General features: G+C 72.9%; 23 protein-coding genes and 1 pseudogene. 10 read left to right on the forward strand and 14 right to left on the reverse strand.

Going from position 1 to position 24,866, the window contains the following annotated elements:
* Window positions 1-4 precede the first annotated feature (4 nt).
* Window positions 5-853 carry a Tat pathway signal sequence domain protein gene (locus GGE06_RS28900; protein ID WP_312883346.1) on the reverse strand — a complete coding sequence of 283 codons (849 nt, stop codon included), beginning with the start codon at window positions 851-853 and terminating at the stop codon, window positions 5-7.
* A gap of 139 nt (window positions 854-992) precedes the next feature.
* Between GGE06_RS28900 and glgX the strand changes: the two genes are divergently transcribed.
* Window positions 993-3,113 (forward strand): glycogen debranching protein GlgX, encoded by a 2,121-nt coding sequence (glgX, locus tag GGE06_RS28905; protein ID WP_116158260.1) that lies wholly within the window; start codon window positions 993-995, stop codon window positions 3,111-3,113.
* A gap of 17 nt (window positions 3,114-3,130) precedes the next feature.
* On the opposite strand, the gene GGE06_RS28910 is transcribed toward glgX, so the two are convergent.
* On the reverse strand, window positions 3,131-4,339 hold the full coding sequence (locus tag GGE06_RS28910) for an MFS transporter (protein ID WP_184932379.1): 1,209 nt from the start codon (window positions 4,337-4,339) through the stop codon (window positions 3,131-3,133).
* A 99-nt stretch (window positions 4,340-4,438) separates the two neighbouring features.
* Between GGE06_RS28910 and treY the strand changes: the two genes are divergently transcribed.
* Together treY and GGE06_RS28920 are read left to right on the forward strand one after the other, a co-directional pair.
* Window positions 4,439-6,757 carry a malto-oligosyltrehalose synthase gene (treY, locus tag GGE06_RS28915; RefSeq protein WP_116165255.1) on the forward strand — a complete coding sequence of 773 codons (2,319 nt, stop codon included), beginning with the start codon at window positions 4,439-4,441 and terminating at the stop codon, window positions 6,755-6,757.
* A 44-nt stretch (window positions 6,758-6,801) separates the two neighbouring features.
* The gene (locus GGE06_RS28920) at window positions 6,802-7,365 is read left to right on the forward strand and encodes a hypothetical protein (RefSeq protein ID WP_246532841.1); all 564 of its coding nucleotides are present in this window, start codon (window positions 6,802-6,804) and stop codon (window positions 7,363-7,365) included.
* Here GGE06_RS28920 and GGE06_RS28925 read toward each other — a convergent pair.
* The 3 genes from GGE06_RS28925 to GGE06_RS28935 all read right to left on the reverse strand — a co-directional run bounded on the left by GGE06_RS28925 (window position 7,343) and on the right by GGE06_RS28935 (window position 9,846).
* Window positions 7,343-7,840 carry a hypothetical protein gene (locus tag GGE06_RS28925; RefSeq protein ID WP_116158263.1) on the reverse strand — a complete coding sequence of 166 codons (498 nt, stop codon included), beginning with the start codon at window positions 7,838-7,840 and terminating at the stop codon, window positions 7,343-7,345. The two genes, GGE06_RS28920 and GGE06_RS28925, sit on opposite strands and share 23 nt — an antisense overlap.
* Before the next feature lie 80 nt (window positions 7,841-7,920).
* A complete protein-coding gene (locus tag GGE06_RS28930; protein ID WP_184932177.1) occupies window positions 7,921-8,928 on the reverse strand; it encodes a cytochrome P450 in 1,008 nt (335 codons plus the stop codon).
* Between the two features lie 369 nt (window positions 8,929-9,297).
* A complete protein-coding gene (locus tag GGE06_RS28935) occupies window positions 9,298-9,846 on the reverse strand; it encodes an FHA domain-containing protein (protein WP_116158265.1) in 549 nt (182 codons plus the stop codon).
* Between the two features lie 135 nt (window positions 9,847-9,981).
* On the opposite strand from GGE06_RS28935, the gene GGE06_RS28940 reads away from it, so the two are divergent.
* A complete protein-coding gene (locus GGE06_RS28940) occupies window positions 9,982-10,971 on the forward strand; it encodes a GNAT family N-acetyltransferase (RefSeq protein ID WP_312883347.1) in 990 nt (329 codons plus the stop codon).
* 52 nt (window positions 10,972-11,023) lie between these two features.
* Window positions 11,024-12,775: a malto-oligosyltrehalose trehalohydrolase gene (treZ, locus tag GGE06_RS28945; RefSeq protein WP_184932381.1), complete on the forward strand. Its 1,752-nt coding sequence runs from the start codon at window positions 11,024-11,026 to the stop codon at window positions 12,773-12,775.
* 7 nt (window positions 12,776-12,782) lie between these two features.
* On the opposite strand, the gene GGE06_RS28950 is transcribed toward treZ, so the two are convergent.
* The 4 genes from GGE06_RS28950 to GGE06_RS28965 all read right to left on the reverse strand — a co-directional run bounded on the left by GGE06_RS28950 (window position 12,783) and on the right by GGE06_RS28965 (window position 16,453).
* Window positions 12,783-13,925, reverse strand: a complete 1,143-nt coding sequence (locus tag GGE06_RS28950) for an aminopeptidase P family protein (RefSeq protein WP_116158267.1) — start codon at window positions 13,923-13,925, stop codon at window positions 12,783-12,785.
* Between the two features lie 112 nt (window positions 13,926-14,037).
* Window positions 14,038-14,997, reverse strand: a complete 960-nt coding sequence (locus tag GGE06_RS28955) for a DUF1444 domain-containing protein (RefSeq protein WP_184932179.1) — start codon at window positions 14,995-14,997, stop codon at window positions 14,038-14,040.
* 49 nt (window positions 14,998-15,046) lie between these two features.
* Entirely contained in the window at window positions 15,047-15,928 is an 882-nt protein-coding gene (locus GGE06_RS28960) for a LysR family transcriptional regulator (RefSeq protein ID WP_116158269.1), read from the reverse strand.
* A gap of 3 nt (window positions 15,929-15,931) precedes the next feature.
* Entirely contained in the window at window positions 15,932-16,453 is a 522-nt protein-coding gene (locus GGE06_RS28965) for a tetratricopeptide repeat protein (protein WP_116158270.1), read from the reverse strand.
* A gap of 87 nt (window positions 16,454-16,540) precedes the next feature.
* On the opposite strand from GGE06_RS28965, the gene GGE06_RS28970 reads away from it, so the two are divergent.
* On the forward strand, window positions 16,541-17,293 hold the full coding sequence (locus tag GGE06_RS28970; RefSeq protein ID WP_446696916.1) for a CTP synthase C-terminal region-related (seleno)protein: 753 nt from the start codon (window positions 16,541-16,543) through the stop codon (window positions 17,291-17,293).
* Window positions 17,294-17,317: 24 nt separating this feature from the next.
* Here the strand turns inward: GGE06_RS28970 and GGE06_RS28975 are convergent, their stop codons facing one another.
* Both GGE06_RS28975 and GGE06_RS28980 read right to left on the reverse strand, forming a co-directional pair.
* A complete protein-coding gene (locus GGE06_RS28975; RefSeq protein ID WP_376773598.1) occupies window positions 17,318-17,953 on the reverse strand; it encodes a nucleoside/nucleotide kinase family protein in 636 nt (211 codons plus the stop codon).
* 30 nt (window positions 17,954-17,983) lie between these two features.
* Window positions 17,984-19,291, reverse strand: coding sequence for a YhgE/Pip domain-containing protein (locus tag GGE06_RS28980; RefSeq protein ID WP_184932181.1), 1,308 nt, complete (start codon window positions 19,289-19,291; stop codon window positions 17,984-17,986).
* Between the two features lie 157 nt (window positions 19,292-19,448).
* Between GGE06_RS28980 and GGE06_RS28985 the strand changes: the two genes are divergently transcribed.
* The 3 genes and pseudogenes from GGE06_RS28985 to GGE06_RS28995 all read left to right on the forward strand — a co-directional run.
* Entirely contained in the window at window positions 19,449-20,102 is a 654-nt protein-coding gene (locus GGE06_RS28985; RefSeq protein WP_116158274.1) for a MerR family transcriptional regulator, read from the forward strand.
* 168 nt (window positions 20,103-20,270) lie between these two features.
* Window positions 20,271-20,678 (forward strand): VOC family protein, encoded by a 408-nt coding sequence (locus GGE06_RS28990; RefSeq protein ID WP_116158275.1) that lies wholly within the window; start codon window positions 20,271-20,273, stop codon window positions 20,676-20,678.
* Window positions 20,679-20,938: 260 nt separating this feature from the next.
* A pseudogene (locus GGE06_RS28995) lies at window positions 20,939-21,871 on the forward strand (GTP-binding protein); the annotation flags it as partial.
* Window positions 21,872-21,941: 70 nt separating this feature from the next.
* On the opposite strand, the gene GGE06_RS29000 reads toward GGE06_RS28995, so the two are convergent.
* A complete protein-coding gene (locus tag GGE06_RS29000; protein ID WP_184932182.1) occupies window positions 21,942-23,129 on the reverse strand; it encodes a site-specific integrase in 1,188 nt (395 codons plus the stop codon).
* Window positions 23,122-23,445 carry a helix-turn-helix domain-containing protein gene (locus GGE06_RS29005; protein ID WP_184932183.1) on the reverse strand — a complete coding sequence of 108 codons (324 nt, stop codon included), beginning with the start codon at window positions 23,443-23,445 and terminating at the stop codon, window positions 23,122-23,124. Before GGE06_RS29005 ends, GGE06_RS29000 begins: the two co-directional genes overlap by 8 nt.
* 117 nt (window positions 23,446-23,562) lie before the next feature.
* On the opposite strand from GGE06_RS29005, the gene GGE06_RS29010 reads away from it, so the two are divergent.
* Window positions 23,563-23,856 carry a DNA-binding protein gene (locus GGE06_RS29010; RefSeq protein WP_221518638.1) on the forward strand — a complete coding sequence of 98 codons (294 nt, stop codon included), beginning with the start codon at window positions 23,563-23,565 and terminating at the stop codon, window positions 23,854-23,856.
* 457 nt (window positions 23,857-24,313) lie between these two features.
* On the opposite strand, the gene GGE06_RS29015 is transcribed toward GGE06_RS29010, so the two are convergent.
* Complete coding sequence (locus GGE06_RS29015; protein WP_184932184.1) at window positions 24,314-24,736, reverse strand: helix-turn-helix domain-containing protein; 423 nt, start codon at window positions 24,734-24,736, stop codon at window positions 24,314-24,316.
* Between the last annotated feature and the right edge of the window lie 130 nt (window positions 24,737-24,866).

Genomic DNA, 24,866 nt, shown 5'->3' on the forward strand with positions numbered 1-24,866 from the left:
GTGGTCAGCCGACGCGGGTGACGGTCCTCGCGGAGAGGTCGACGATCAGGTTCCGGGTGTCGATCCAGGCCCCGTTGAGGACCTTGGTGACGAGCCGGACGCACCGGTGCTCCCCGCAACGGGCGAGCTGCGCGGGCACGTTGGCCTCGCGGTAGGTGCGGTAGACGTCGCCGTTGAACCACAGCTGCTTACTGGAGGTCAGCTCCTTGCCGGTGGCGTCCTTGTAGTCCTCCTTGACGCCCTTGCCGAGCGGGCTCGCGAGGATCAGCTCCACGGCCTCGCGCAGCTCCTCGGGGTGGGCGGAGGGCTGGACCCCGCGCTGCGCCCCGGACTTCTCGACCTTGCCGGTGTCGAGGTTGACGGTCTTGGTGACGAGCTCGTCGCGCGCGTAGTCGTAGAGCCGGACCTCGGCGCGGCGGGACGCGTCGCCCGGCACCGGGTCGGCGAGCACGGTGCCGAGGCGCTGCGGACCCCGGCCGCCCGTGACGTCCTGCTGGGCGGAGGCGGCGGGCGGGGTCAGCGCCAGCGCCTCGGCGCGGGAGAGCTCGTCGTCGGTGAGCGGATCGCTGCCGACGCCCTTCTTCCCCTCGGCCGGCGGCGGGACCACGGTGGCGGGCGGCGGCGCGGAGCCGGCCCGCCCCTGCCCCCCGGCCCCTCCGTCCGTACCGTCCGCTCCGGCCCCTGCGGAGGCACCCGCGGACGCACCCGCCGCAGCCGTGCCGCGGCCCCCCGGCGTGTCGCTCGCCCCTGCCGAACCTGGCAGGGTGATCGCGACCGCGACGGCGGTTCCCGTCACCGCCATGGCCGCTCCGGCCACCACCTTCCCCAGGTGGCGGCGTGCTATTTCGTACACACTTCCCCCTCTATCCCCCTCTTGGTCCTGCGGTCACCCGGTAGGACGGGGTGAAGTCCTAGGAGGTTGCGCCTCTTTCGGGCAGGATCTGGCCGAAGAACAAGGATGAAACCCGGACAGAAGAGGAAGAGTCATATCCATGCAGGTCTGGCCGGGACAGGCGTACCCCCTGGGCGCCACCTACGACGGAGCGGGCACCAACTTCGCGGTCTTCTCGGAGGCCGCCCACAGGATCGAGCTGTGTCTGCTGCACGACGACGGTTCGGAGACGGCGGTGGAGCTGCGCGAGACCGACGCGTTCGTGCGGCACGCCTATCTGCCGGGCGTGATGCCCGGTCAGCGGTACGGGTTCCGGGTGCACGGCCCGTACGCGCCGGAGCGCGGCCTGCGCTGCAACGCGGCGAAGCTGCTGCTCGACCCGTACGCGCGCGCGGTGTCGGGGCAGGTGAAGTGGGGCGAGGCGGTGTACGGCTACCCGTTCGGGCGGCCGGACGCGCGCAACGACCTCGACTCGGGCCCGCACACGATGACCTCGGTCGTGGTCAATCCGTACTTCGACTGGGGCGACGACCGGCGCCCGCGCACCGAGTACCACCACACGGTGATCTACGAGGCCCATGTGAAGGGCCTGACGATGCTGCACCCGGACCTTCCGGAGGAGCTGCGCGGGACGTACGCGGGGCTCGCGCACCCCTCGGTCATCGGCCATCTGAAGGAACTGGGCGTCACGGCCCTCGAACTGATGCCCGTTCACCAGTTCGTGAACGACCACCGGCTCGTGGACGCGGGTCTCTCCAACTACTGGGGCTACAACACGATCGGCTTCTTCGCCCCGCACAACGCCTACGCCTCCTGGGGCGACCGGGGCCAGCAGGTCCTGGAGTTCAAGTCGGCGGTCCGGGCGCTGCACCAGGCGGGCATCGAGGTCATCCTCGACGTGGTCTACAACCACACCGCCGAGGGCAACCACCTGGGCCCGACGCTCTCCTTCCGGGGCCTGGACAACCCCTCGTACTACCGGCTGTCGAACGACCGCCGGTACTACACGGACACCACCGGCACCGGGAACTCGCTGCTCATGCGCTCCCCGCACGTGCTCCAGCTGATCATGGACAGCCTGCGGTACTGGGTGACCGAGATGCACGTGGACGGTTTCCGCTTCGACCTGGCGGCCACCCTGGCCCGCCAGTTCCACGAGGTGGACCGGCTGTCCTCGTTCTTCGACCTGGTCCAGCAGGACCCGGTGGTCAGCCAGGTGAAGCTGATCGCCGAGCCGTGGGACGTGGGCGAGGGCGGCTACCAGGTGGGGAACTTCCCGCCGCTGTGGACCGAGTGGAACGGCAAGTACCGGGACTGCGTGCGGGACCTGTGGCGGGGCGAGCCGCGCACGCTCGCCGAGTTCGCCTCCCGGCTGACCGGCTCCTCCGACCTGTACCAGGACGACGGCCGGCGCCCGCTCGCCTCGGTCAACTTCGTGACCTGCCACGACGGTTTCACCCTGCGCGACCTCGTCTCGTACAACGACAAGCACAACGAGGCGAACGGCGAGGGCAACCGGGACGGCGAGGGCTACAACCGCTCCTGGAACTGCGGGGCGGAGGGCGAGACCGAGGACGTCGGGATCGCCGAGCTGCGCGCCCGCCAGATGCGCAACTTCCTCGCCACGCTGATGCTCTCGCAGGGCGTGCCGATGCTCAGCCACGGCGACGAGTTCGGGCGGACGCAGGGCGGCAACAACAACGCGTACTGCCAGGACAACGAGGTCTCCTGGGTGCGCTGGCCGAAGGAGGACAGCGAGACGGAGGCGACGCTCCTGCGGTTCACGCGCGCGATGGTCCGGCTTCGCCGTGACCACCCGGTCTTCCGGCGCCGCCGCTTCTTCCACGGCAGGCCGGTGGAGGGCACGCACGACGAACTGACGGACATCGCCTGGTTCACGCCCGAGGGCGAGGAGATGACCTCCCGCGACTGGCAGGCGGCGCACGCCCAGGCGCTGACCGTCTTCCTCAACGGCAACGCCATCTCGGAGCCGGGCACCCAGGGCGAGCGGATCGCCGACGACTCCTTCCTGCTGATGTTCAACGCCTCGTCGAAGAACCTGGAGTTCGCGGTCCCGGACAGCCACGGGCGCTGCTGGCGGATGGTGGTGGACACCTCGGACCCGGAGGGCATGCCACCGCAGGAGGGCCCGGAGATCGAGGCCGGCGAGCGGGTGACGCTCGCACCGCTCAGCCTGACGGTGCTGCGGAGGCCTGCCTGAGTTCTTCCCGTACGGGGTCAGGCCGCCGGCGTGAGTTCCTCCCGTACGGGAGACGCGACCCTGACCGTCCAGGACAGCACCGCGCAGGCCACGGCCGCTCCCACCGCCACCGCGAAGGCGGCGGGGGCGCCGTGGCCCTCGGCGAGCCGGCCCGAGACGGCGAGGGCGAGGGCCTGGCCGCCGACGATCCCGCTGGTGAGGAAGGCCATCGACTCGGCGAGCCGGGCGGCCGGCACGGTCCGCTCGGTGAGTCCGAAGACGGTGATCAGGTGCGGGGCGTAGGCGGCGCCGAGCACGACGACGACCGCGTACAGCGCGCCCAGGGAGTCGACCAGGAGCAGCGGCGCGGAGAGGACGACGAGTCCGGCGGTGGCGGCGCGCCAGCGGGTCGTGAGCCCGATGCGGGCCGGCACGGCGGCCATGGAGAGGCCGACGGCGGCGCTCATGACGCCCATCGCCGCGTACACGAGCCCGGCCTGGGCGGGCGCGCCCAGCTGCTCGGTGAGGGCGGTGATCCCGGCCTGCGAGGCGCCGAACATGGCTCCCTGGAGGACCATCGTGCCGCGCAGGGCGTACGCGGATCCGGGCAGCCGCGTCCGTTCGGCGGCACTCGTACGGGTGGTCACGACGGGCGCGAGGGCGCGGGCCGTCGGGTGGAGCGCGAAGGCCGTCCCGCAGACGGCGAGCAGGAGCGCTGCCAGGACGAGTGCCGCGGCCGGGTGGGCGAAGGCCGCGGCGAGGCCGACGAGGGCCGGGCCGAGGACGAAGGAGACCTCGTCGAGGGTGCCCTCGAAGGAGAGCACCGCGCCGACGGTCCGGTCGTCCGCGCCGGAGCGGCGGGCGAGGGCCACGGAGCGGGTCCGGGCGAGCGGTCCGACCTGCGGGACGGTGGCCCCGGCGAGCGCGCCGAGCGCCACGAGCGCGCCGGTGGGCGCGTCGGCGAGGGCGGCGAGGACCAGGGCGGTGACGGCGACCGCGTTGGCGAGGGAGGCCGCGAGGACGATCCCGCGCTGGCCGTGCCGGTCGGCGAGCCGGCCGATGAGGGGTCCGGCGACGGTCTGTCCGGCGGCGAGCGCGCCGCCCGTGAGGCCCGCGGTGGCGAGCGAGCCGCTCGTCTCGGCGACCAGGAGCAGGCTGCCGAGCTGGCACATGGCGGTGGGCAGCCGGCCGAGGAAGGAGACGACCGGCAGGGCCGGTCCGAGCAGGGACAGCGTGTCGCGATACATCCGAAGCATCACGCGAACGTAACGCGATGCACTCGAACGGGTGCATGGGGCGATGACACAGAAGCCCTCCGACGGGGTACGTACGTTCGCATGACGCCCATTCCACCCACCTCGACCTACCGGCTGCAGCTCCAGCCGGAGTTCCCGTTCGCGGCCGCCGAGCGCGCCGTGCCGTACCTGGCCGGTCTCGGGGTCTCGCACCTGCACCTCTCCCCCGTCCTGGAGGCGGTGCCCGGCTCGGCCCACGGCTACGACGTCACCGACCACCGGTCCGTACGGGGCGAGCTGGGCGGCGAGGAGGGGCTGCGGGCCCTGGCGGCCACCGCGCGGGCGCACGGCCTCGGGCTCGTCGTGGACCTGGTGCCCAACCACATGGCAGCCTCCCCGCGCCACAACCACGCGCTGCGCGCCGTGCTCCGCGAGGGCCCGGACTCGCCGTACGCCCGCTGGTTCGACATCGACTGGCGGGCCGGGGACGGCCGGGTGCTGCTCCCCGTGCTGCCCGCGCGGCTCCCGGAGGTGCGGGACCGGTTCCGGGTCTCCGGCGGGTCCCTGCACCTGGACGGCCAGGAGTTCCCGCTCCGCGCGGGCACCGAGGGGCTGCCGCTCGACGAGCTGCTCGACGCCCAGTGGTACCGGCTCGGCTGGTGGCGGCTGGCCCGCACCGAGCTGGACTACCGCCGCTTCTTCACGATCTCGGACCTGATCGGGGTGCGGGTGGAGGACCCCGAGGTGTTCGCGGCGAGCCACGCGAAGATCGTGGAGCTGGTCGCGGACGGGGTGGTCGAGGGGCTGCGCATCGACCATCCGGACGGGCTCGCCGACCCGCAGGGCTATCTGGAGGACCTGGCGGCGGCGACCGGCGGGCGCTGCTGGACGGTCGTCGAGAAGATCCTCACGGGCCGGGAGACGCTGCCGGCCGGCTGGCCGGTGGCGGGCACCACCGGGTACGACGCGCTCCGGCAGCTCGACGGCGTCTTCACCGACCCGGTGGGTGCCGACGAACTCGCCGACCTCTACCGGGAGTCCGTCGGGAAGGCCGCGGACCGCGGCGGGCACTGGGAGGCGACCGCGCGCCGCGCCGCGTACGAGGTGGTCGGCCATGACCTGGCCGCCGAGACGGCCGCGCTGACCCGGATCGCCGGCCGGATCTGCGCCGCCGACCCCGCGCTGCGGGACCACGCCCCCTGGGCGCTGCGCACCGCGATCCGGGAGCTGCTCGTGCGGGTCCCCGTCTACCGCCCCTACCGGACCGGCGGCGAGGAGGTGCTGACCCCGGAGGCGGCGCGCGGCGCGAAGGCCGCGTTCGCGGTGCCGGAGGAGGCGGCGGCGGTCGACCTCGTACGGGACCTGGCGCTCGGGGCGCGCGGCGACGGGCCCGAACACCGGGCGTTCCGGGCGCGGTTCGCGCAGACCTCGTCCGCGCTGCGGGCCAAGTCCGTGGAGGACACCGCCTTCTACCGGTACGCGCCGCTGCTCTCGGCGAACGAGGTCGGCGGCGACGCCGGACGCCCCGCGGTGCCGGTGGACGAGTTCCACGCGTACTGCCTGCGGATCGCCCGGGACTGGCCGGACACCGGCACCGTGCTCTCCACGCACGACACCAAGCGCAGCGCGGACGTCCGGGCGGCGATCGCGGTGCTCTCGCAGTGCCCGGAGGTGTGGGCGGACCTCCTCGCGGAGGTCGCCGGGGTGCCCGCGCCCGACGCGCACGTGGCGTGGACGGCCTGGCAGACGGCCTTCGGCTTCGGCACCCCGGACCCGGACCGGCTGGTGCCCGCGATCCTCAAGTCCGTGCGGGAGGCGGGGCTGCGGACCAGCTGGACCGAGCCGGACGCCGCGTACGAGCGGGCGGTGGCGGAGTTCGCGGCGGCCGGGCCCGGCCGGATCCCGCTCCGGGCGGCCTCGGAGGCGGCCTTCGCCCTGGAGCCGCACATCCGGGCGCACGCGCTGGGCGCCGCGCTCGCGCAGCTGACGATGCCGGGGGTGCCGGAGCTGTACCAGAACACGGAGCGGGAGTACCGGGCGCTCGTCGACCCGGACAACCGGGCGCCGTTCGCGGTCGGCCCGGAGGACGAGCGGACCGCGCTCGTCCGGGCGGCGCTGCGGCTGCGGCGGGCGCACCCGGAGGCCTTCGGGGCGGCCGGCACGTACGTCCCGCTGCCGGCGGAGGGCCCGGCGGCCGCGCACTGTCTGGCCTTCGCCCGCTCCGGCCGGGTGGTCACGGCGGTGACCCGGCTCTCGCTGCGGCTCGCGCAGGCGGGCGGCTGGCAGGACACGGAGCTGGTGCTGCCGGAGGGGCGCTGGGCCGACGCGCTCGACGGCGTACGGGAGTTCACGGGCGGACCGGCGACGGAGGTGAAGCTGGCGGAGCTGTTCGCGGAGCGGCCGGTGGCGCTGCTCGCCCGGGTGGAGTGAACCGGAGGGGGTGTTGATGCCACGGCCATGACAAGCTGATGATCATGACGAAAGATCAGACCGGCCGGATCATCGGCGCCGCGTTCGGACTCGTGTTCATCCAGGCCAACGCAGCCACCCTGCCGACGGCGGTCGCCGTGCCGCTGCGCCTGCTGTCCCTCGCCGCGTTCCTCTGGGTGGCCGTCCTCGGGCGGCGCGGCCGGGCGGCGGCCCCACGGGCCGGCACGCCCTCCGGCACCCGCTTCGGCCGGCGCTACTGGTACGTGGTGGCGGCCGAGGTCGCCGGGCTCGCGGCCGGCCTCCTGGTGATCGCCCAGGTGCTGCACGCCCCGCAGGCGTCCGTGGGCTGGATCGCCTTCGTCGTCGGCGTGCACTTCTCCGGCCTCGCGGTCGCCTGGCGCAGGCCCGCGCTCCATGTGCTGGGAGCGTCGATCGCGACCTGCGGCACGGCGGGCCTGGTCCTCGCGGGGCTCGACGCCCCGGTCGCCGCGATCCGGGCCGTCGCCGGAGTCCTCCCCGGCGCCCTGCTGCTCGCCTCGGTGCTGCGGCCGGGCCGTACGAGCCCGGCCGCAGCGGCGTCCGAGGTCAGGAGCGGGACGCCTTCGTGACCCAGCACTCGGTGTACTCGGAGGCGTCACCGGTCCCCGGGTACGGGGTGGTCATGTCGACGCTCTCGGAGGCGCCCGCCGCGACGGCGATGGCGGTCGTCCGCACGGTGGCCGGGACGACGCCGGAGCCCGTCTCGCCGTTGAACTTCATCGTGACGTCGTAGTCGTAGTCGAGAAGGTTGTCGTTCTTGATGGTGACCTTGGCGACGAGGTTCTTCTTCGCCGGGTCGTACTTGCACGCGTCGATGGTGATGTCGCGGATGGCCTTGTCGGCGCTGCCGGTGCTGCCGGAGACGGAACCGGTGGAGCTGCCGCCCGAGGTGCCGTCATGGTCGTCGCCGTGGTTGCTGCCGCTGCTGTGGCTGCCGGAGCTGTGGCCGCCGCCGCAGCTGCCGCCGTGCGAGCCGCGGGCACCGGTCAGGGCGACGACCGCGATGCCGAAGACGGCGATGGCGCGGACATGACGCATGTTCATATGTAAATCCCCGTGGAAAGTGGCAGTTCGAGCGTCCGGTTGACGGGCGCACGTCACCCTAACAGCGGAGACGGGGTCGCTCAGCCGCCCGGCCGGACGATGAGACTGCGGGGAGCGCGGGTGATGAGGCCCGTGGACGTGGGGCGGAAGCCGTCGGCGAGCCGCAGTCGGGGCATCGCGGTGAACAGCGCGCGCAGGGCGTACTCCGCCTCGAGACCGGCGAGGAGGACGGCCGGGCAGAAGCCGGGACCGTAGGTGAGCTGACCCGGGTCGTTGCGAAAGGGATCGAAACGGTCCGGCTCGCGGAAGCGCTCCGGGTCGCGGCCCGCCGAGCCGACGAGCAGGGCGACGGACGCGCCCGCAGGGACGACACCGCCGCTCACCGGCACCTCGGCGCTGGTGCGGCGCACCGCGATCTGCACGGGCGGGTCCCGGCGCAGCGACTCGGTCCAGGCGCGGGCGACGAGACCCGCGGGCGCGTCGCGGAGGGCGGCGACCAGGTCGGGGTCGGACAGGACGTTCCCGAGGAAGGAGGCGAGCGCCTTCTCCCGTACGGCGATCTGGCCGCCGCACTCCCCCGCGAGCGCGCCCGCCGCCCGGCCGCGGACGAGCCGCATCATGTCGCGGTAGGGCACGCCGACGGCCGCGGCGACGGTGCCGGCGGGCAGCCAGTGGCAGAAGTCGGCGACCAGGTCGGCCTGGGGCCTCTCGGCGATCCGGCGGGCCAGGACGTAGGCCGTTCGCTCGGTGACCGCGCGCAGGGCCTCGGCGTCGACGTCGACGTGGGCCCGCGCGCACGGCGGGTCGCCGGGCCGGTGCCCGTGCGTGAAGCGCCCGTCGGTGAGCGCGGTGGCCACGTCCGCGTACCGGCTGAGGACCCAGGCGCGCAGCAGCGGGTCGTACGTGAGCGGGAACTCCTCGCGCAGGGTCCGGTGGATCCCGTGCGGGTTCAGCGTGGCGCCGGGGTCGAGGGGGCTGGGCGCGACGGTCCGCCCGCTCGGCGGGACGGTCCCGGCGGCGACCGCACCGGCCAGGGGCCGTACACGACCAGGACTGGAAGCGGGGTCCGACGGCGCGGCCGGAGCCATGGACGGCAGACGGGTCCAGGGATCCCCGGACTCCTCCGGCCCGGTGCTCCGTACGTCCGGACCCGGCTCATGGATCGGCCGTGCACTCCGCACGCCCCCTCCCGGCTCGCCCTCCGGCCCTGCACTCCGCACGCCCCGGTCCGACTCGGCCTCCGGCCCTGCGCTCCGCACGCCCCGATCCGGCTCGTGGTTCGGCCCTGCGCTCCGTATGCCCCGGTCCGGCTCGTGGTTCGGCGCGTCGCTCATCTCGCCCCCTGTCGATCGGCGGGTGGGTGGCGCGGCCGGAGATCGTGGCGCGCGTGCTGCCCAGCCCATCACCGCGCGGGCCGCACCGCCCGCCGCATACCGCCGAACGGGTGAAGGCCGGGCTCAGTCGTGCGACAGCCGGAACGACATCTGGCCGAAGCCGACGACGTCCCCCGCCCGCACCACCACGGCGCCCGTGACCCGCCGCCCGTTGACCGTGGTGCCGTTGGTCGAGCCGAGGTCCCGCAGCACCCACAACCCGCCCTGGAGCGAGAGTTCGGCGTGCAGCCGGGAGGCCGTCTCGTGGCTGAGCCGCAGCCCGTTGACCGGGTCGCGCCCGATCCGCAGCGGATGCGGGCCGGGCAGCGGCAGCAGCAGCTTCGGCAGCCGCTCCGCGCTCCAGGCCCGCCCGATCCGCGCCGTGAACGCGGACATCCGCTCGACCGCGCCGACCACCCGCCGGGTCCAGGTGCCCTCGCTCCGCAGGTCGGCGGTGAGCAGGGCGAGTTCGTCGGGCCGGCGGGCCTGGAGCGCGCGCTCCATCCGGAAGAGGAAGGTGTCGTGCGAGAGACGGCCCTGGGCGGCACCCTCACGGAGCAGCCCCAGCGCGCGGTCCCGCTCGGCGTCGGTCAGCCGAGGGGAGTTCGCGGGAAGCTCGAAAGGGGTCGTCACGCAACTGATTGTCCGTCGGTCGGCCCCGACGTGTCCAGAAGGGCCGCTGACCTGGAAATTCCGTACCGATACGGCGACACCGCTGTTACGGTCTGCGGGCTCGCCCACCACATGATCCCCCGGGGGAACCACGACGTGACCACGTCTTCCGCACCGTCCACCACCGACCTCGTCGTCCGCCCGCTCGCCGGGCCGGAGGAACTCGACCTCTTCCTCCGCCTCACGTACTCGCTCGACCACGAACTCGCCGACGACCTCGCCACCGGCCGCCGCCTCCCCGCATGGATGTGGGTGGCGCTCGACGGCGACCGGCTCCTCGGCCGGCTGTCCTGGTGGACGCACACGGCGGGCGTCGACCCGCAGGCGCTCGACTTCTTCGACCTCGCCCCCGAGCTGTCCGCCGAGGAGCGCGCCGAGGTCGGCCTGCGGCTCCTGGAGACGGCGACGGCCGCGGTGATCCCGGCGGGCGCGTCCCGCCCCGAGTTCGGGCGGTTCATCCCGGCGGACTGGCGCGAGGTCCCGGAGACCCGCTCCGTCCTGGAGTCCCTGTTCTCGGTCCTGGAGCGCACGGGCGCCCGCCCGCTGGTGGAGCGGCTGCGCCTGGAGTGGCGCCCCGGCACCCCCGTACCGGAGCCGAAGGGCCGTCTGGAGTTCCGCCCGGTGCAGGACCGCGAGGACCTCCTCGCGCTGATGACGCCGGTGCTGGAGGGCACGCTCGACGCGCACGGCCAGTCCGATCTGGCCTCGGGCCTGTCGGCGCGCGAGGCGGCCGAGCTGCACTTCGACGAGGAGCTGGCGAACTACTCCTCGCCGCGCGAGTGGTGGCGGATCGCCGAGCTGCCGGGGAGCGGCGAGCCGGTCGGCTTCGTCGTGCCCGCGCGGAACAACTACCACCACACGATCGCGTACATCGGTGTGCTGCCCGCCCATCGCGGGCACGGGTACGTCGACGACGTCCTGGCGGAGGGGACCCGGATCCTGGCCGCCGCCGAGGTGCCCCGGATCCGGGCGGCGACGGACCTGGGGAACGTGCCGATGGCGGCGTCGTTCGCCCGCGCGGGGTACGTCGCATTCGAGCATGCGATCAACTACGTGTGGGACGCGCCGGGCGAGTCGGGGTCCTGACTGCCAGGATGGTCGCGGTAGCCGTTGGTTGACCGTCGACGAGGGGATCCCCGTGCTCTTCGAGGTGTGGGCGCCGAGCGCCCGTGACCGGGTGACGCTGGAGCTGAACGGCTCCGACCATCCCCTGGACCGGGACGCCGAGCGGGACGGCTGGTGGTCCGGCGTGGTGCCCGCCGGGGACGGCGACCGGTACGGCTTCTCGCTCGACGGCGGGCCCGTGCTGCCCGACCCGCGCTCCCGCCGGCAGCCCGACGGGCCCGACGGCCTGAGCGCGGTCGTCGACCACTCGGCGTACGCCTGGGCCCACGAGTCGCCTCGGCTGCGGCTGCGCGGCGCCGTCCTGTACGAGCTGCACGTCGGCACCTTCACCCCGGAGGGCACGCTCGACGCGGCGGCCGCGCGGCTCGGGGAGCTCGCGGGCCTCGGCATCACCCATGTGGAGCTGATGCCGCTGTGCCCGTTCCCCGGGGTGCGGGGCTGGGGGTACGACGGGGTGGCGCCGTGGGCGGTCCACGAGCCGTACGGCGGTCCCGAGGCGCTGAAGCGGTTCACGGACACGGCGCACGGCCTCGGCATGGGCGTCGTCCTCGACGTGGTGCACAACCACCTGGGCCCGTCCGGGAACCATCTCCCGTCCTTCGGGCCGTACTTCACGGACACCCACCACACGCCGTGGGGCGCGGCGGTGAACCTGGACGCGCCGGGTTCGGACGAGGTCCGGGCGTACTTCCTGGGGAGCGCGCTCGCCTGGTTGCGGGACTACCGGATCGACGGGCTGCGGCTCGACGCCGTGCACGCCCTCGCCGACACGCGGGCCCTGACCTTCCTGGAGGAACTCTCCGCCGCCGTGGATGAGTTGGCGAAGGAGCAGGGCCGCCAGCACTTCCTGATCGCCGAGTCCGACCTCGCCGACCCGCGCACGACCACCCCGCGCACGCTCGGCGGCCTCGGTGTGCACGCCCAGTGGAACGACGACTTCCACCACGCCCTGCACACCGCCCTGACGGGCGAGTCGCAGGGCTACTACGCCGACTTCGCGCGCGCCCCGATGGCGGCGCTCGCCAAGACCCTCACCCGGGTCTTCTTCCACGACGGCACGTACTCCGGCTTCCGCGGCCGCCACCACGGGCGGCCGGTGGACCGGGAGCGCACCCCCGCCCACCGCTTCCTGGGGTACGCGCAGACGCACGACCAGATCGGCAACCGGGCGCTCGGCGACCGCCTCTCCGCCTCCCTCTCCCCCGGTCTGCTCGCCTGCGCGGCGACGCTCGTCCTCACCGGCCCCGCGGTCCCGATGCTGTTCATGGGCGAGGAGTGGGGCGCGAGCACGCCCTGGATGTACTTCACCGACCACACCGACCCGGAGCTCGCGGAGGCCGTACGGCGGGGCCGCAAGCGGGAGTTCGCCGCGCACGGCTGGTCCGAGGACGAGGTCCCCGACCCGCAGGAGCCGGCCACCCGCGACCGCTCGGTCCTCGACCGGACCGAGCGCGAGCGGGACCCGCACAAGCGGCTCCTCGCCTGGCACCGCCAGCTCATCGCCCTGCGCCGCACGCTGCCCGACCTGACGGACCCGGACCTGGCGGGGGTGAAGGCGGCCTTCGACGAGGAGGCCCGCTGGCTGGCCTTCCGGCGCGGCGTCCTGCGGGTGGCGGTGAACCTGGGCAAGGAGCCGGCGGTGATCCCGCTCGGCTCCAACGGCCGCGACCGCGTCCTGGCCGCCTGGGACCCGGTCGAGTCCCCGGCGGCGGACGGCGTCCTCCGCCTCCCCGGCGAGTCGGCGATCGTCCTCACGGACGGCTGATCCGGCGTTACTCCACGATCGCCATCTCGTGCGGGGTGTTGTTGAAGCGGCGTCCCGCCCCGTCCTCCGTCGCCGTGACGATGTCCTCGATGCGGACGCCGAAGCGGCCCGGGAGGTAGACGCCGGGCTCGATGGAGAAGCACATGCCGGGGACGACGGGGAGCTCCTCGCCCTCGATCATGTACGGCGGCTCGTGGGTGGTGACGCCGATGCCGTGGCCGGTGCGGTGGATGAAGTACTCGCCGTAGCCGGCGTCCGTGATGACCTTGCGGGCCGCCCGGTCGACCTCCTGGCAGGCGACCCCGGGGCGTACGGCCTCGAAGCCGGCCTGTTGGGCCTCGCGGACGAGGTCGTGGACGCGCTGCTCCTCGTCGGTGGGCTCGCCGACGTGGACGGTGCGGGTGGTGTCGGAGCCGTAGCCGTGCTTGAGGCCTCCGAAGTCGAGGACGACCATGTCGCCGCGCTCGATGGTCCGGTCGCCGGCCTCGTGGTGCGGGTTGGCGCCGTTGGGTCCCGATCCGACGACGGTGAAGTCGACCTGGGAGTGGCCGAACTCCATGAGGAGCCGGGCGAGGTCGGCGGCGACGTCGGTCTCCTTGCGGCCGGCGAAGCGGACCTTGAGGATCTCGCCGTACGCCTGGTCGGCGGCGGCCCCGGCGGCCGCGATCCGGGCCAGCTCGTGGGCGTCCTTGACGCCGCGGAGCATCGGCAGGGCCTCGGTGAGGGAGACGTACGAGGTGCCGGGCAGGGCCGCCTGGAGGCCGAGGAGGTGCATGGCCCAGGCGTTGTCGCTGACGCCGAAGCGGCCGTCGACGTCGAGGAGCGGGGCGGTGACGGCGTACGGGTCCTTGCCGTCGGTCCAGTCGCGCAGGGTGAGCGCGGCGGCGCCGGTGGCCTTCTCGGCGTCGGGCGCCTCCAGGGTCGGGACGACGAGCACCGGTTCCTGCCCGGCGGCGAGGACGAGGACGGTGAGCCGCTCGGTGATCGCGGTCGGCTGGTAGCCGGTGAGGTAGACCAGGTCGGGTCCGGGGGCGACGAGCACGCCCGCGAGTCCGGCCTCTGCGGCGGACTCGGCGGCCCGGGTCATCCGGGCCCGGTAGTCGTCCGCGGTGAAGGGCACGACGTCTTCGGGGGCTTCCGTGCGCGGCATGGGGCTTCTCCTCGGCTGTTCGACATCGTCGTCGTACAGCATCCTGCCGGGCGGGGGCGCGGGACGCGACCGGATGGGGGGCGGCTCGGGGGCGGCCCGGACCGGGCCGGGGTCAGCGGCGGTCGGGGCCCTGGGCGATGAGCCGCTCCAGGAGTTCCTGGAAGTCGTCGCCGACGACGATCCGCAGGTCGCCGCGCTCCTCGTCGTGCTCGCTGAGCTGGGTGAGCGTGCCGTCCCGCCACCAGAAGACGTACGGGCTGATGGCGCCCGGCACGTCCTCGTACCCGGCGGCGGCGAAGGAGGCCATCGCGCCGAGGGCCGGGATGATCGAGGTGTCCCGGATGGGGTGGAAGGCGAGCTGGTGCCGGAAGGGCAGGGCGACGAGCGCGCCGTGCTCGCCGAGCGGGAGGCCGGTGACGCGCCGGACGACGCCGTCGAGGTCGAGGACGCGGCTCGCGGTGTAGAAGGAGTCGCCGAGGATGATCTCGAAGCACATGCCGTCGGCGTCGCGGACGGTCTCGTGCTCCTCGACGGGCAGTCCCCGCAGGTTGCGCAGGGCCCGGTCGCGCAGCTGCGCGTGGTCCCCGAGCCGTTCGAGGGCCTCGTCGGTGAGCATCATGACGCTCTCCGGCAGGTCGAGGGCGAGGACCTCGTAGAGGCCGGGGGCGACGGTCCTGGCGTAGCCGAAGGCGCCGGCGTCGATGCCGTCGCCGCTGACGACCCGGGGGTAGAGCTGGGCGCGGATCTGCTCGGGCGGCAGGGTGTCGAGCGCGGAGGGTCCGTCCATGGCGCGGACGACGAGGCCGACGTGGCGCTGGATCATGCCGGGCCAGACGCGGGTGCCGCGCGGGTCCTGGTGGCAGACGGCGGCGAGGTTGCCGAGGCCGAAGCGGCGGCCCTTGTCGTCGACGACGTGGCCGGCGTAGACGGTGACCTCCAGGCCGAGTTCGGCGAAGGTCTCGCGGACGCGGCCGCGGAAGACCGCGGCCTCGCGCTGGGAGAAGTACGCGAACTCGGGGTCCCTCGGTGCGTCGTCGCCGTCCCGCCTGGGTCCTCGTCGCAGCCACCCCACGCCCGTCCGCCTTCCGTCGCCGTTGCGCCCAGGGTAGCGACTGCGGATGTCAGCGCTTGAGCCGTCCGGCGAACTCGGCCACCGGGCCCGTGGCTTCGGGGTGCGCGCCGGCCGGGACGAGGAGTTCGGTGCGGTGCACGAGCCGGGGCGCGACGAGGGAGACGGCCGTGGCGCCCGGGACGCCCTGCGCGGCGGACAGCGGCAGCAGGGCCAGACCGCGCCCGGCGGCGGCCAGGACGGCGAGGGTGCGGGTGTCGGTGCCGTCGTAGCGCAGGCCGGGGCGGAAGCCGCGCCCGGCGGGCCCGCCGTGGACGGCCCGGAGCCGGTCGAGGGGAACGCCGGCGGCGGGGGCGTCCAGCCAGCGGGCGTCGACGAGGTCGTCGAGGCGGAGCCCGGGACGTCCAGCGAGGGGGTGGTGGTCGGGCAGGACGACGGCGAGCGGTTCCTCGGCGACGGCGGTCGCGGAGAGCGGGGCGACGTCGGGGAGCCGCAGCGGGTCGCTGGGGGCGGCGATGCCGTCGACGAGCCCGGCGTCGGCCTCGCCGGTGGCGACGGCGACGGGCACCCGCTCGCGGGGCAGGGCGTGCAGGGTGACGCCGGTGGCGGGCAGGGCGGCGACGGTACGGGCGGTGAGGGCGAGCGGGGAGGCGGCGACGTCCAGGGTCGTGCGGGGCGCGGCGGTGAACCGTTCGAGGTCGGCGCGGGCCGCGTCGAGACGGAGCAGCAGCGCCCCGGCGTGTTCCAGGAGCCGCTCCCCGGCCGGGGTGGGGGCGACGGGCCGCCGGGTGAGCAGGGGGAGCCCGAGGTCGGACTCCAGGGCGGCGATGTGCTGGGAGACGGCGGACTGGGTGTAGCCGAGGTCGCGCGCGGCCTCGGAGAAGGAGGCGAGACGGACGACGGTGACGTACGTGCGGAGGAGGTGCGGGTCCACGGATCAGGATCCGAATGGGGTCTTCAGCAGGTCCTTGGCGTAGTGCGCGAGGGAGCGGTTGTAGCGGGGCAGCAGGGGTGCGAGGGCGCCGAGGGCGAGGGAGGCGGCCTCGCGGTCGCGGCCGGTGTCGGCGAGGGCGAGGGCGAGGAAGGCGTCGACGGCGCCGGAGAGCGCCTGCTCGTCGGCGTCGAGCCGGTCGGCGGGGATCTCCCGTTCGGCGGTGAGGAGTTCGACGCTGCGGTCGGGGCGGCCGAGGTTGCGCAGGCTGCTGGCGAGCTGGATGACGGCGCGGCGGCGGCGCAGTCCGGTCAGGCCGAGGTCGAGGGCCCGCTGGTAGTGGACGACGGCTTCCTCGGGCATGCCGGTGGAGTCGTGGGCGGCGCCCAGCTCGAAGACGGCGGCCGCGTCGTCGGAGCGTTCGGCGGCGAGGGCGGCGACCCGGTCGCGGAAGTCGGCGGGCTCCAGGTCGTCGAGGCGCGCCCAGAGGGCGGCGACGCGGGTCTCCCAGTCGTGATCGTTCGTCATGCGGCCACCCTAACGGGAGCGACATAAGCGTCCGTGATGGCGAGTCCATGAATCATCGTTGGACGTGAACGAGGGGTGCGGCCGAGCATGAGGGCCATGAACACACACACGCACACCCCCCGGATCGCCCTGGTCGGCGACCGCTCCCCGCACGTCCGCTCGCACGTCCGCGTCCCGGTCCTCCTGGACGCCCTCGCCGAGCGGGACGGCCTCGCGCTCGACGCGTACTGGATCCCGACGGCCGACGCGGAGGCCCCGGGCGCGGTGGAGGGCTTCGACGCGGTGTGGGTGCTGCCGGGCAGCCCGTACGCGAGCGAGGCGGGGGCGCTCGCGGCGATCCGTACGGCCCGCGAGGACGGCATCCCCTTCCTCGGCACCTGCGCCGGCTTCCAGCACGCCCTGATCGAGTACGCGCGGGACGTCTGCGGCCTGGAGCGGGCGGCGCACGCCGAGAACGACCCGGAGGCCGACCCGGGCGACCTGCTGATCGCACCGCTGGCCTGCTCGCTGGTGGGCCACGAGGGCGTCGTACGGGTCACCCCGGGCACGCTCGCCGAGAAGGCGCTCGGCGCGGAGCGGACGACGGAGCGCTACCACTGCAACTACGGCGCCGACAGCCGCCACCTGGACACCCTGCGGGCCCACGGCCTGCGCTTCTCGGGCGCGGACGAGGAGGGCGGCATCCGCATCGCCGAACTCCCCTCGCACCCCTTCTTCCTGGCGACCCTCTTCCAGCCGGAACTGGCGGGCGACGGCACCCGCCCGCACCCGATCGTCCGGGCGCTGGCGGTGGCGGCGACGGAGCACGCGTCGCGCGTCGTGTCGCCGCAGGCCGCGTAGGCCGGTCTTTCGGATCAGGCCGGGTCACGCCATCGGCACGACGAGGTGGGCGCGGTCGCGGCCGTGGGCGATCAGGCGGGCGTTGGGTTCGTCGGAGTCCTGGACCCAGCGCTCGGCGTGCGCCCGGTCCTTGCCGAAGCGGACGTGCCGCTCGACGAGCCGGGGGACGCGGCGGCGGGCGTCCAGGTCGAGGTACCAGGCCTCGTCGAGGAGGGGCAGGACCCCGGCCCAGGCGCCCTCGTCGTGCAGCAGGTAGTTCCCCTCGGTGACGACGAGGGGAACCTCGGGCGCGACGGGTATCGCCCCGGCGACGGGCTCCTCCAGGGAGCGGTCGAAGGCGGGTGCGTAGACGGTGACGCCGGGGACGGGGGCGCGCAGCCGGGCGAGGAGCGCGGTGTACCCGGCGGCGTCGAAGGTGTCCGGCGCGCCTTTCCTGCCGGCCCGCCCGAGCCGCTCCAGCTCGGCCTGCGCCAGGTGGAACCCGTCCATCGGGACGAGGACGGCGAGCCCGTCGAGCCGGGCGACGAGCCGCTCGGCGAGCGTCGACTTCCCGGCCCCGGGCGCCCCGGCGAGCCCGAGGATCCGCCGCCGCCCGGGCACGGCGAGCGCCCGCGCGCGTGCGTCGAGCCGGTCGAACTCCTGCGCGTCCATGCGGGGCATTCTCGCACCGGCGCCGCGGATCCGGCCCGCTCAGCCGACGGGGACCGGCTGTGCCAGGTGGGGCGTCGAGCGGTGCAGGCCCCGGCGGTCGTACAGGCGGGTGAGGGCGAGGCCGAGGGCGAGCGAGGCGGCGAAGCCGATGCCGACCATCGTCCAGGCGTGGCCGAGCCCGGCGTCGGTCCGGGCGTCGAAGTAGAGGATGGACCGGACGCCGTCGACGACCTGCCGGAACGGTTCGAACGTGGCCAGGAAGCGGTAGAAGTCCGGCAGCGCCTGGATCGGGATGGTGGCGCCGGCCGACGGGACGGCCAGACCGATCAGGACCAGCATGGAGACGAGCGGGCCCGGGGTGCCGAAGACGGCGAGCAGGGCCAGCGCGGTGATGCCCATGGCGGCCGTGGCGCAGGTGCCGAAGAGCCACAGCAGGGTCAGGTTCGAGGCGTCGATGCCGATGACGCCGACGGCCGCCGCCAGGGCGAGCGCGGAGGTCAGCATCGACAGGACGACCATGAGCGCCGAGCAGACCAGGAAGTGGTGCACCCGGGTGGCGTGCTGGACGGGCTTGACGATGCGGAACGGGCCCTTGTCGCTGGCGGCGTAGCCGAGATCGGTGTCCACCTGCATGTGGATGACGTTGGCGCCGAGCATGCCGCCGAGGACGAGGACGAGCGCGTAGAAGAAGGCGCTGAGGCCGAGGCCGCTGTGCTGCCCGAGGGGGTGGCCCTCCTGGATAACCGCCTTCACCGGGTCGGCGACCGTCAGCTGCGCGGCGGCGCCCGCAGCCGGCCGGTGTGCGGCGGCGGCCTGCCCCAGCTGCTCGCCGACCTCCGCCGAGGTCGTCTCGACGACCTTGCGGTTGATCTCGGTGGCCATCGAGGAGCCGAAGCTTCCTGCGGCCGGGTTGGTGAGGACCGTCATGGTGGGCTGGTGCGGGGTGTGCTGCGCGGGCCCGGCGAGGGCGGCGACGGAGGCGGAGAAGTCGTCGGGGATGACGAGGGCGCCGAACACCTTGCCGCGGGCGAGGAGGTCGTCGGCGGTGCGGCGGTCGACCTGCTGCCAGTCGACCTTCTCCTTCAGGTCGGCCGCGCCCGTGATCTGCGCGGTGATCCGCGCGCCCAGATCGATCCGCTTCCCGGCCACCTGGACGCCCCGGTCCGTGTTGACCAGGGCGATGGGCAGGTCCTTCGTCGAGCCGACCGGGTCGTCGTTGGCACCCAGGTAGAGCAGCGACAGGACGAACGACAGCAGACCGAGGATCACCGCCGAGGGCAGCCACACGCCGCGCCGGCGCAGCAGCCCGCGGGCGCTCACGCGCAGCAGGTGGGTGGGTTCGGGCATCACAGGGGGCTCCCGCTTCGATGGGGCGTCGTCGCTGCTCAGCGACAACACTAGAAACCTTCACTCTCTAGCTAGAGAGTGGCACTATCTAGAAGAGCTGTCCATTCGCGGGCCTGGGAGACTGATCACACCCGAAGAGCGTCGAGCGAGAGTGCGCATGAAGATCTCTGACCTGAGCCGTCTGTCCGGAACGCCGGTCGGAACGATCAAGTACTACCTGCGGGAAGGCCTGCTGCCGCCCGGCCGCCCGCTCGGGGCGACGCTGACCCTGTACGGCGACGAGCACGTCCAGCGCCTGCGCCTGATCCGCGCCCTGACCGCCCGCGGCGGCCTGTCCATCGCCGCCACCCGTGACGTCCTCACGGCGATCGACGAGCCGCTCGACCCGCTCGCCACGCTCGGCGTCGTGCACTACGCGCTGCCGACCCCCGTCGACGCCGCCGAGACGGACGCGGTGGACGAGCAGGCGCCCCGGGTCGACGAGCTCGTACGCGCCATGGGCTGGGACGTCTCCCCCGACTCCCCGCACCGCCGCGCCCTCGCCGCGAGCCTCATGGACCTCAGCCGCCTCGGCGTCGAGTACGGCACCGGGGACCTCCTGCCGTACGCCGAACTGGCGGCGGCCGCCGCGAAGCTGGACGTCGACCGGCTCGAGGAGCTCGACGACGCCGAGGACCGGCTCAAGCTCGCCGAGCACGCCGCCGTCGTCGTCCTCCTCCTGGAACCGGTCCTGGCCCTGCTGCGTCGTATGGCCCAGGAGAACGAGACCCGCCGCAGGGCGGCGTGGGCGCGCACGCCCGAGAACCCGTAGGGGCGACCTCTTCCGTCGTCCCCCGCAGGGGCCGACCGCTTCCGTCGTCCCTCCCCCCGACCCTCCCCCCACCCTCGTTCCGACCCTCCCTTCCGCAAGGGTCACCCCCCGCCACGACGCGGGTCGACGCGGGTAGGTTCCTCCCCCTCCGCGTATTACGTTGAGGAAATGCCGTCCATCGCACTCGTCACCCTCGTCGTCCGTGATTACGACGAGGCCATCGCCTTCTACACCGACGCCGTCGGCTTCGAGCTGGTCGAGGACACCGACCGCGGCGACGGAAGCCGCTGGGTCGTCGTCCGGCCGCGCGGCGCGGCCGGTGTCGGCGGCCTCGGCAACGCCGGGCTGCTCCTTGCACGCGCGAAGAACGAGGAGCAGGAGGCCTCCGTCGGCAACCAGACGGGCGGCCGGGTCGGCTTCTTCCTCCACACCGAGGACTTCGCCGGCGACCACGAGCGCATGACGGCCGCCGGGGTGAAGTTCCTGGAGGAGCCGCGTCACGAGCCGTACGGGTCGGTCGCCGTCTTCGAGGACCTCTACGGCAACCGCTGGGACCTTCTGCAGCCCGCCGAATAATTCGGTGTCGCCCGCGCGGCGGCGCTCCCTACACTCGCGGCACGGCGCACCGACCGGTGTGCCGTGCCGCGAGAGTGTCCACCGAGGAGAGCCGACCGTGCGTACGCGCCGCTTCGACGTGATCCTCGCCTCTCGCTCCGGCCGATGGCGGCTGCGCGCCCGCCATCGCCGACCCGTGACGTGACCACGATCCCGTAGGGATCCGTCCGGGAATCGCGCTGCCCCGTTCTTCACGAGACGCAGCAGCGAAAGGCACCACCATGCGTATCCGCAACCTCGGCATCCTCGCCCACGTCGACGCCGGCAAGACCACCGTCACCGAGCGGTTCCTGTACCTGACCGGCGCCACCCACAAACGCGGCGAGGTCCACGACGGCACGACCGTCACGGACTTCGACCCGCAGGAGCGGGACCGGGGCATCACGATCTTCGCCGCGGCCGTCAGCTGCGACTGGGCGGACCACCGGATCAACCTGATCGACACGCCCGGTCACGTCGACTTCTCCGACGAGGTCGAGCGCTCGCTGCGCGTCCTCGACGGCGCCGTCGCCGTCTTCGACGCCGTCGCGGGCGTCGAGCCGCAGAGCGAGTCGGTGTGGCGCCAGGCCGACCGGCACGGCGTCCCGCGCCTCGCGTTCGTCAACAAGCTGGACCGCGCGGGCGCGGAGCTCGACGGCGCCGTCGAGTCGATCCGTACGCGCCTGGGCACCGTCCCGCTCCCCGTCCAGCTCCCCATCGGGCGCGAGGACGGCTTCACGGGAGTCGTGGACCTGGTCAGGATGCGGGCGTACGTGTGGGCCGACGGCGCCGACGCCTTCGCCGACCTGCCGGTCCCCGACGAGCTCGGGGCCGAGGCGCGGCGCCGCAGGCGAGTCCTTGAGGAGACGGTGGCGGAGCTGCACCCGGGAGCCCTGGAGGAGTTCTGCGCGGAGGGGGCGCTCTCCGCCGGGACCCTCACGGGCGCCCTGCGCGACCTCACCCTCTCCGGCGAGGCCGTCGTCGTGCTGTGCGGCTCGGCGTACCGCAACCGGGGCATCGAGCCGCTGCTCGACGCCGTCGTCGCGTACCTCCCGGCCCCGTCGGACATGCCGCCGGTGCGCGGCGAGGTCCCGGCGGACCCGGAGGCGCCGTTCACCGCGCTCGCGTTCAAGGTGAACGCGAGCGCCACCGGCCGGATGACCTACCTCCGAGTATGCGCGAGATGAATCCTTGCAGCTCAGCGCCACGTAAAAGGGCCTCATGCGCTGCATCTCTCACAATTTCTCACATGAGAGCTTTGCGGTCTCCGCCGTGAAACACGTCCAGAGCCTCGGCTGCGCCCCTCATATCCTCGGCCTCGATCGACACGTACTTACGCTTAGTGAAGGACGCGTTCGTGTGCCCGGCCCAGGCGGCGAGGATGACATCGGGAACCCCGGCCAGAGCCAGGGCCTTCAGTACCGCGTGTCGGGCGTCGTACAGCCTCACCCTCCGCAGACCCACCTTCTCCATCTGCTTGTAGGCGTGCTCCCGCAGGAGCCTGGTGTTCAGCGGAACGCCCAGCTCGTCCACGACGACGTATCCGCTGTCGGTGTACGCCTCGCCCGCAGCCAGCCTCTCAGCGTCCTGCCGCTCCCGGAAAGCCAGAAGCATCTCCCACGGGGCCCGCGGCAGCGGCAGGGAGCGTTCGCCGGACGAGGTCTTGGTGTCCTTCTCGATGACCTTGCTGTTCGACACCATGGTCCGGGTCGTCGTGATGGACAGGATCCCGTTCTCAAGGTCGATGTCGGTCCAGCGCTGGCCGCACACCTCGGCCGGCCGCAGACCCATCAGCGACAGCAGCAGCGGGGCGAACAGCCGGTCTTCGGCAATGCCGCGCACGAACGTCTGCACCTCAACCACGGTCCACGGCTTGACCCGGGTTCGCTCCCGCTTGTCGGTCTTCCTGTCCGCCAGGGACACGCGAACGAACTTTGCGGGATTCACCGGGATCAGCTTGCGGATGACGGCGCGATCCAGGGCGCTCTTCAGGCGCGTAAGTTGCCCCTCAACGGACGTCGCCGACAGCCTCGTTCCCACCTGGCCGCCCTTCCTGCGCCCCGTCGCGATGGTCTCGTCGACGCAGTCCTGGATGTGATCCTCGGTCAGCTCCTGCAGGCGGATCCGGCCGAGCTTGGCGCGGAAGTGGACCAAGGCAGTCTGGTAGTTCACGATCGTCGTCTCTTCGACGTCGCGCCGCTTGTACTCGAGCCATTGGTCCAGCCACTCCCCCAGCGTGATCTTACTGGGGGCGATGAACGTTCCAGCGGTTCGCTGATGAAGAATGCGGTCTCGTTCGTTCTTGACCTCGGTCTTCGTGTCTCGCGTGATGGTGAGCTGGATGCGCTTGCCGTTCTCGTCGTGGCCGGCGTCGACCACGACTCGGTAGCGCACCGTGCCATCACGCAAGACGATTCGCTTGGGTTCAGCCATCGCTTCGCACCCTCTTCACCGAGCCGCCGTAGGCCGCCCCACGGTCTTCTTCCTGGGAGCGCAGAAGCTCCGCAGGCATGACTTCCAGCACGGCCGCGAGGGCCGCGAGGTCATCCACGTCGACACGCCTGACGCCGCTGCAGACGCCAGCTCTGGCACCCCTCTCGATCTTGCCGAGGGCATCCTCTCCAAGGTGGCGGCCGTGCCGCTCCAGGGCCTCAGCAAGGCCTCTGAGACTGAGACCCCTCTCGCCTCGAAGCCGCCGCACATTGGCCGCGACCGCCCTTCCGGTCCGTCCGAACTCGATTCGGCTCACGAATCCTCCATGCTCAGACCTAGCGGCACACCGCCGCTAGCTTCCGCTATAATAGCGGCTAGCATCTTGTCAGCACGGACGGACGACAGCGGCACCGAAGATCCGACAGGAGAAGCCGTGAGCACAGAGCGCGCGAGCACCCCGGACACCACGAGATCAAGATCACGCAAAAGCTCTCCGCAGCCGACACTCGCGGACATTCGCAAGTGGCCCGCCACGGTCAGCGTCCCGAAGGCCGCCAGCGCCATCGGCTGCAGCAAGAGCCACCTGCACGAGCGGATCAAGCGCGGCGACTCCCCCGTGAAGACGATTCCGCTCGGCACCCGCCACGTCGTCATCACGGCCGATCTCGTGCGTCTCCTTTCCGGCGCCCCCAGTCTGGGCAGCGAAGAGACGCAACAGGCGGCCTGAGCAGTAAACAAGGGCGTCCCGAGAGATCGGGGCGCCCTTTCATCTATGGCCGCGGCGACCCGGCGATGTCCCCGTCGCCGGATGCCGCAACGTCTGACTGTTACGCGCCACGGCCCAACTTGCAGCCTTTGCACGTCGCACAGTCCCCACCACTGCGCCTGACGACAGCGCGCATGCTCCGCTGCCGGTCGACGTCTTGGAAGACGCCGGGCGGCGCTACACAGATCATCTTCCCATCGGCTACGCCGACCCAGCCTTCGAACGTCGGGTCAAGATCGGCGACGAGCAGACTCCTGCGCATACCGAGTTCCCCCCTTCCGGGTGCTGCGGGGAACCCCCAAGGTCCTTCGACTCTGCCACGGATGCAGCTAACTGTGGCCAGTACGAGCTAAGAATCTAGGACGACTTTCAATGAAACGCGGTGACTCAAAAAGGTTGTACTCCGATTGGCCGAGTTTCAATCCTTGAGGATGCCGCGCTGGCGCAGCTCCTCCATGACTTTGGCGTTGAGCTTGAGGATGTCGTCGCCGGTCAGGTCACCTCGGGTGGCGACGACGGCGCTGCGAACCGCGTCCCCCACGGCCCGCTCTAGTTCGCTTGACGGGATCTCGGTGAGGCGCACGTCCGGGTCGGCGTCGGACGGCGCACTGAGGAGCGGCTCTCCCCCGCGGGCGACTGCCATGCAGCCTCCGGGTGCCCACTGGAGGACTCGCTCGATCTCCGCGTACTTGGTGTCGCGCACCGTCAGTGCGTTCTCGACGCGTTTCCAGGTGTCCTTACTGATGCCGGCGGCTCGTGCCGCAGGTTCCACGCCCAGGTGGAGCTGGGTGCGGCGGAGTCTCACGTACTCCGCGAGGCGGTGAAGGTCGAGGGCTGCCATGAGTCCATCTTGGCAGGACCAGCTAGGAGCAGCCAGGAGCAGGGCGAAGAGCGGCTAGAAGTAACACACGCGCGACCGAGCGTGACCGGGATTGAGCAAGATCTCTCTCTGCCCACGGGAGCACAAGACG

It is taken from the genome of Streptomyces nymphaeiformis (genome assembly GCF_014203895.1).
Lineage (GTDB): Bacteria > Actinomycetota > Actinomycetes > Streptomycetales > Streptomycetaceae > Streptomyces > Streptomyces nymphaeiformis.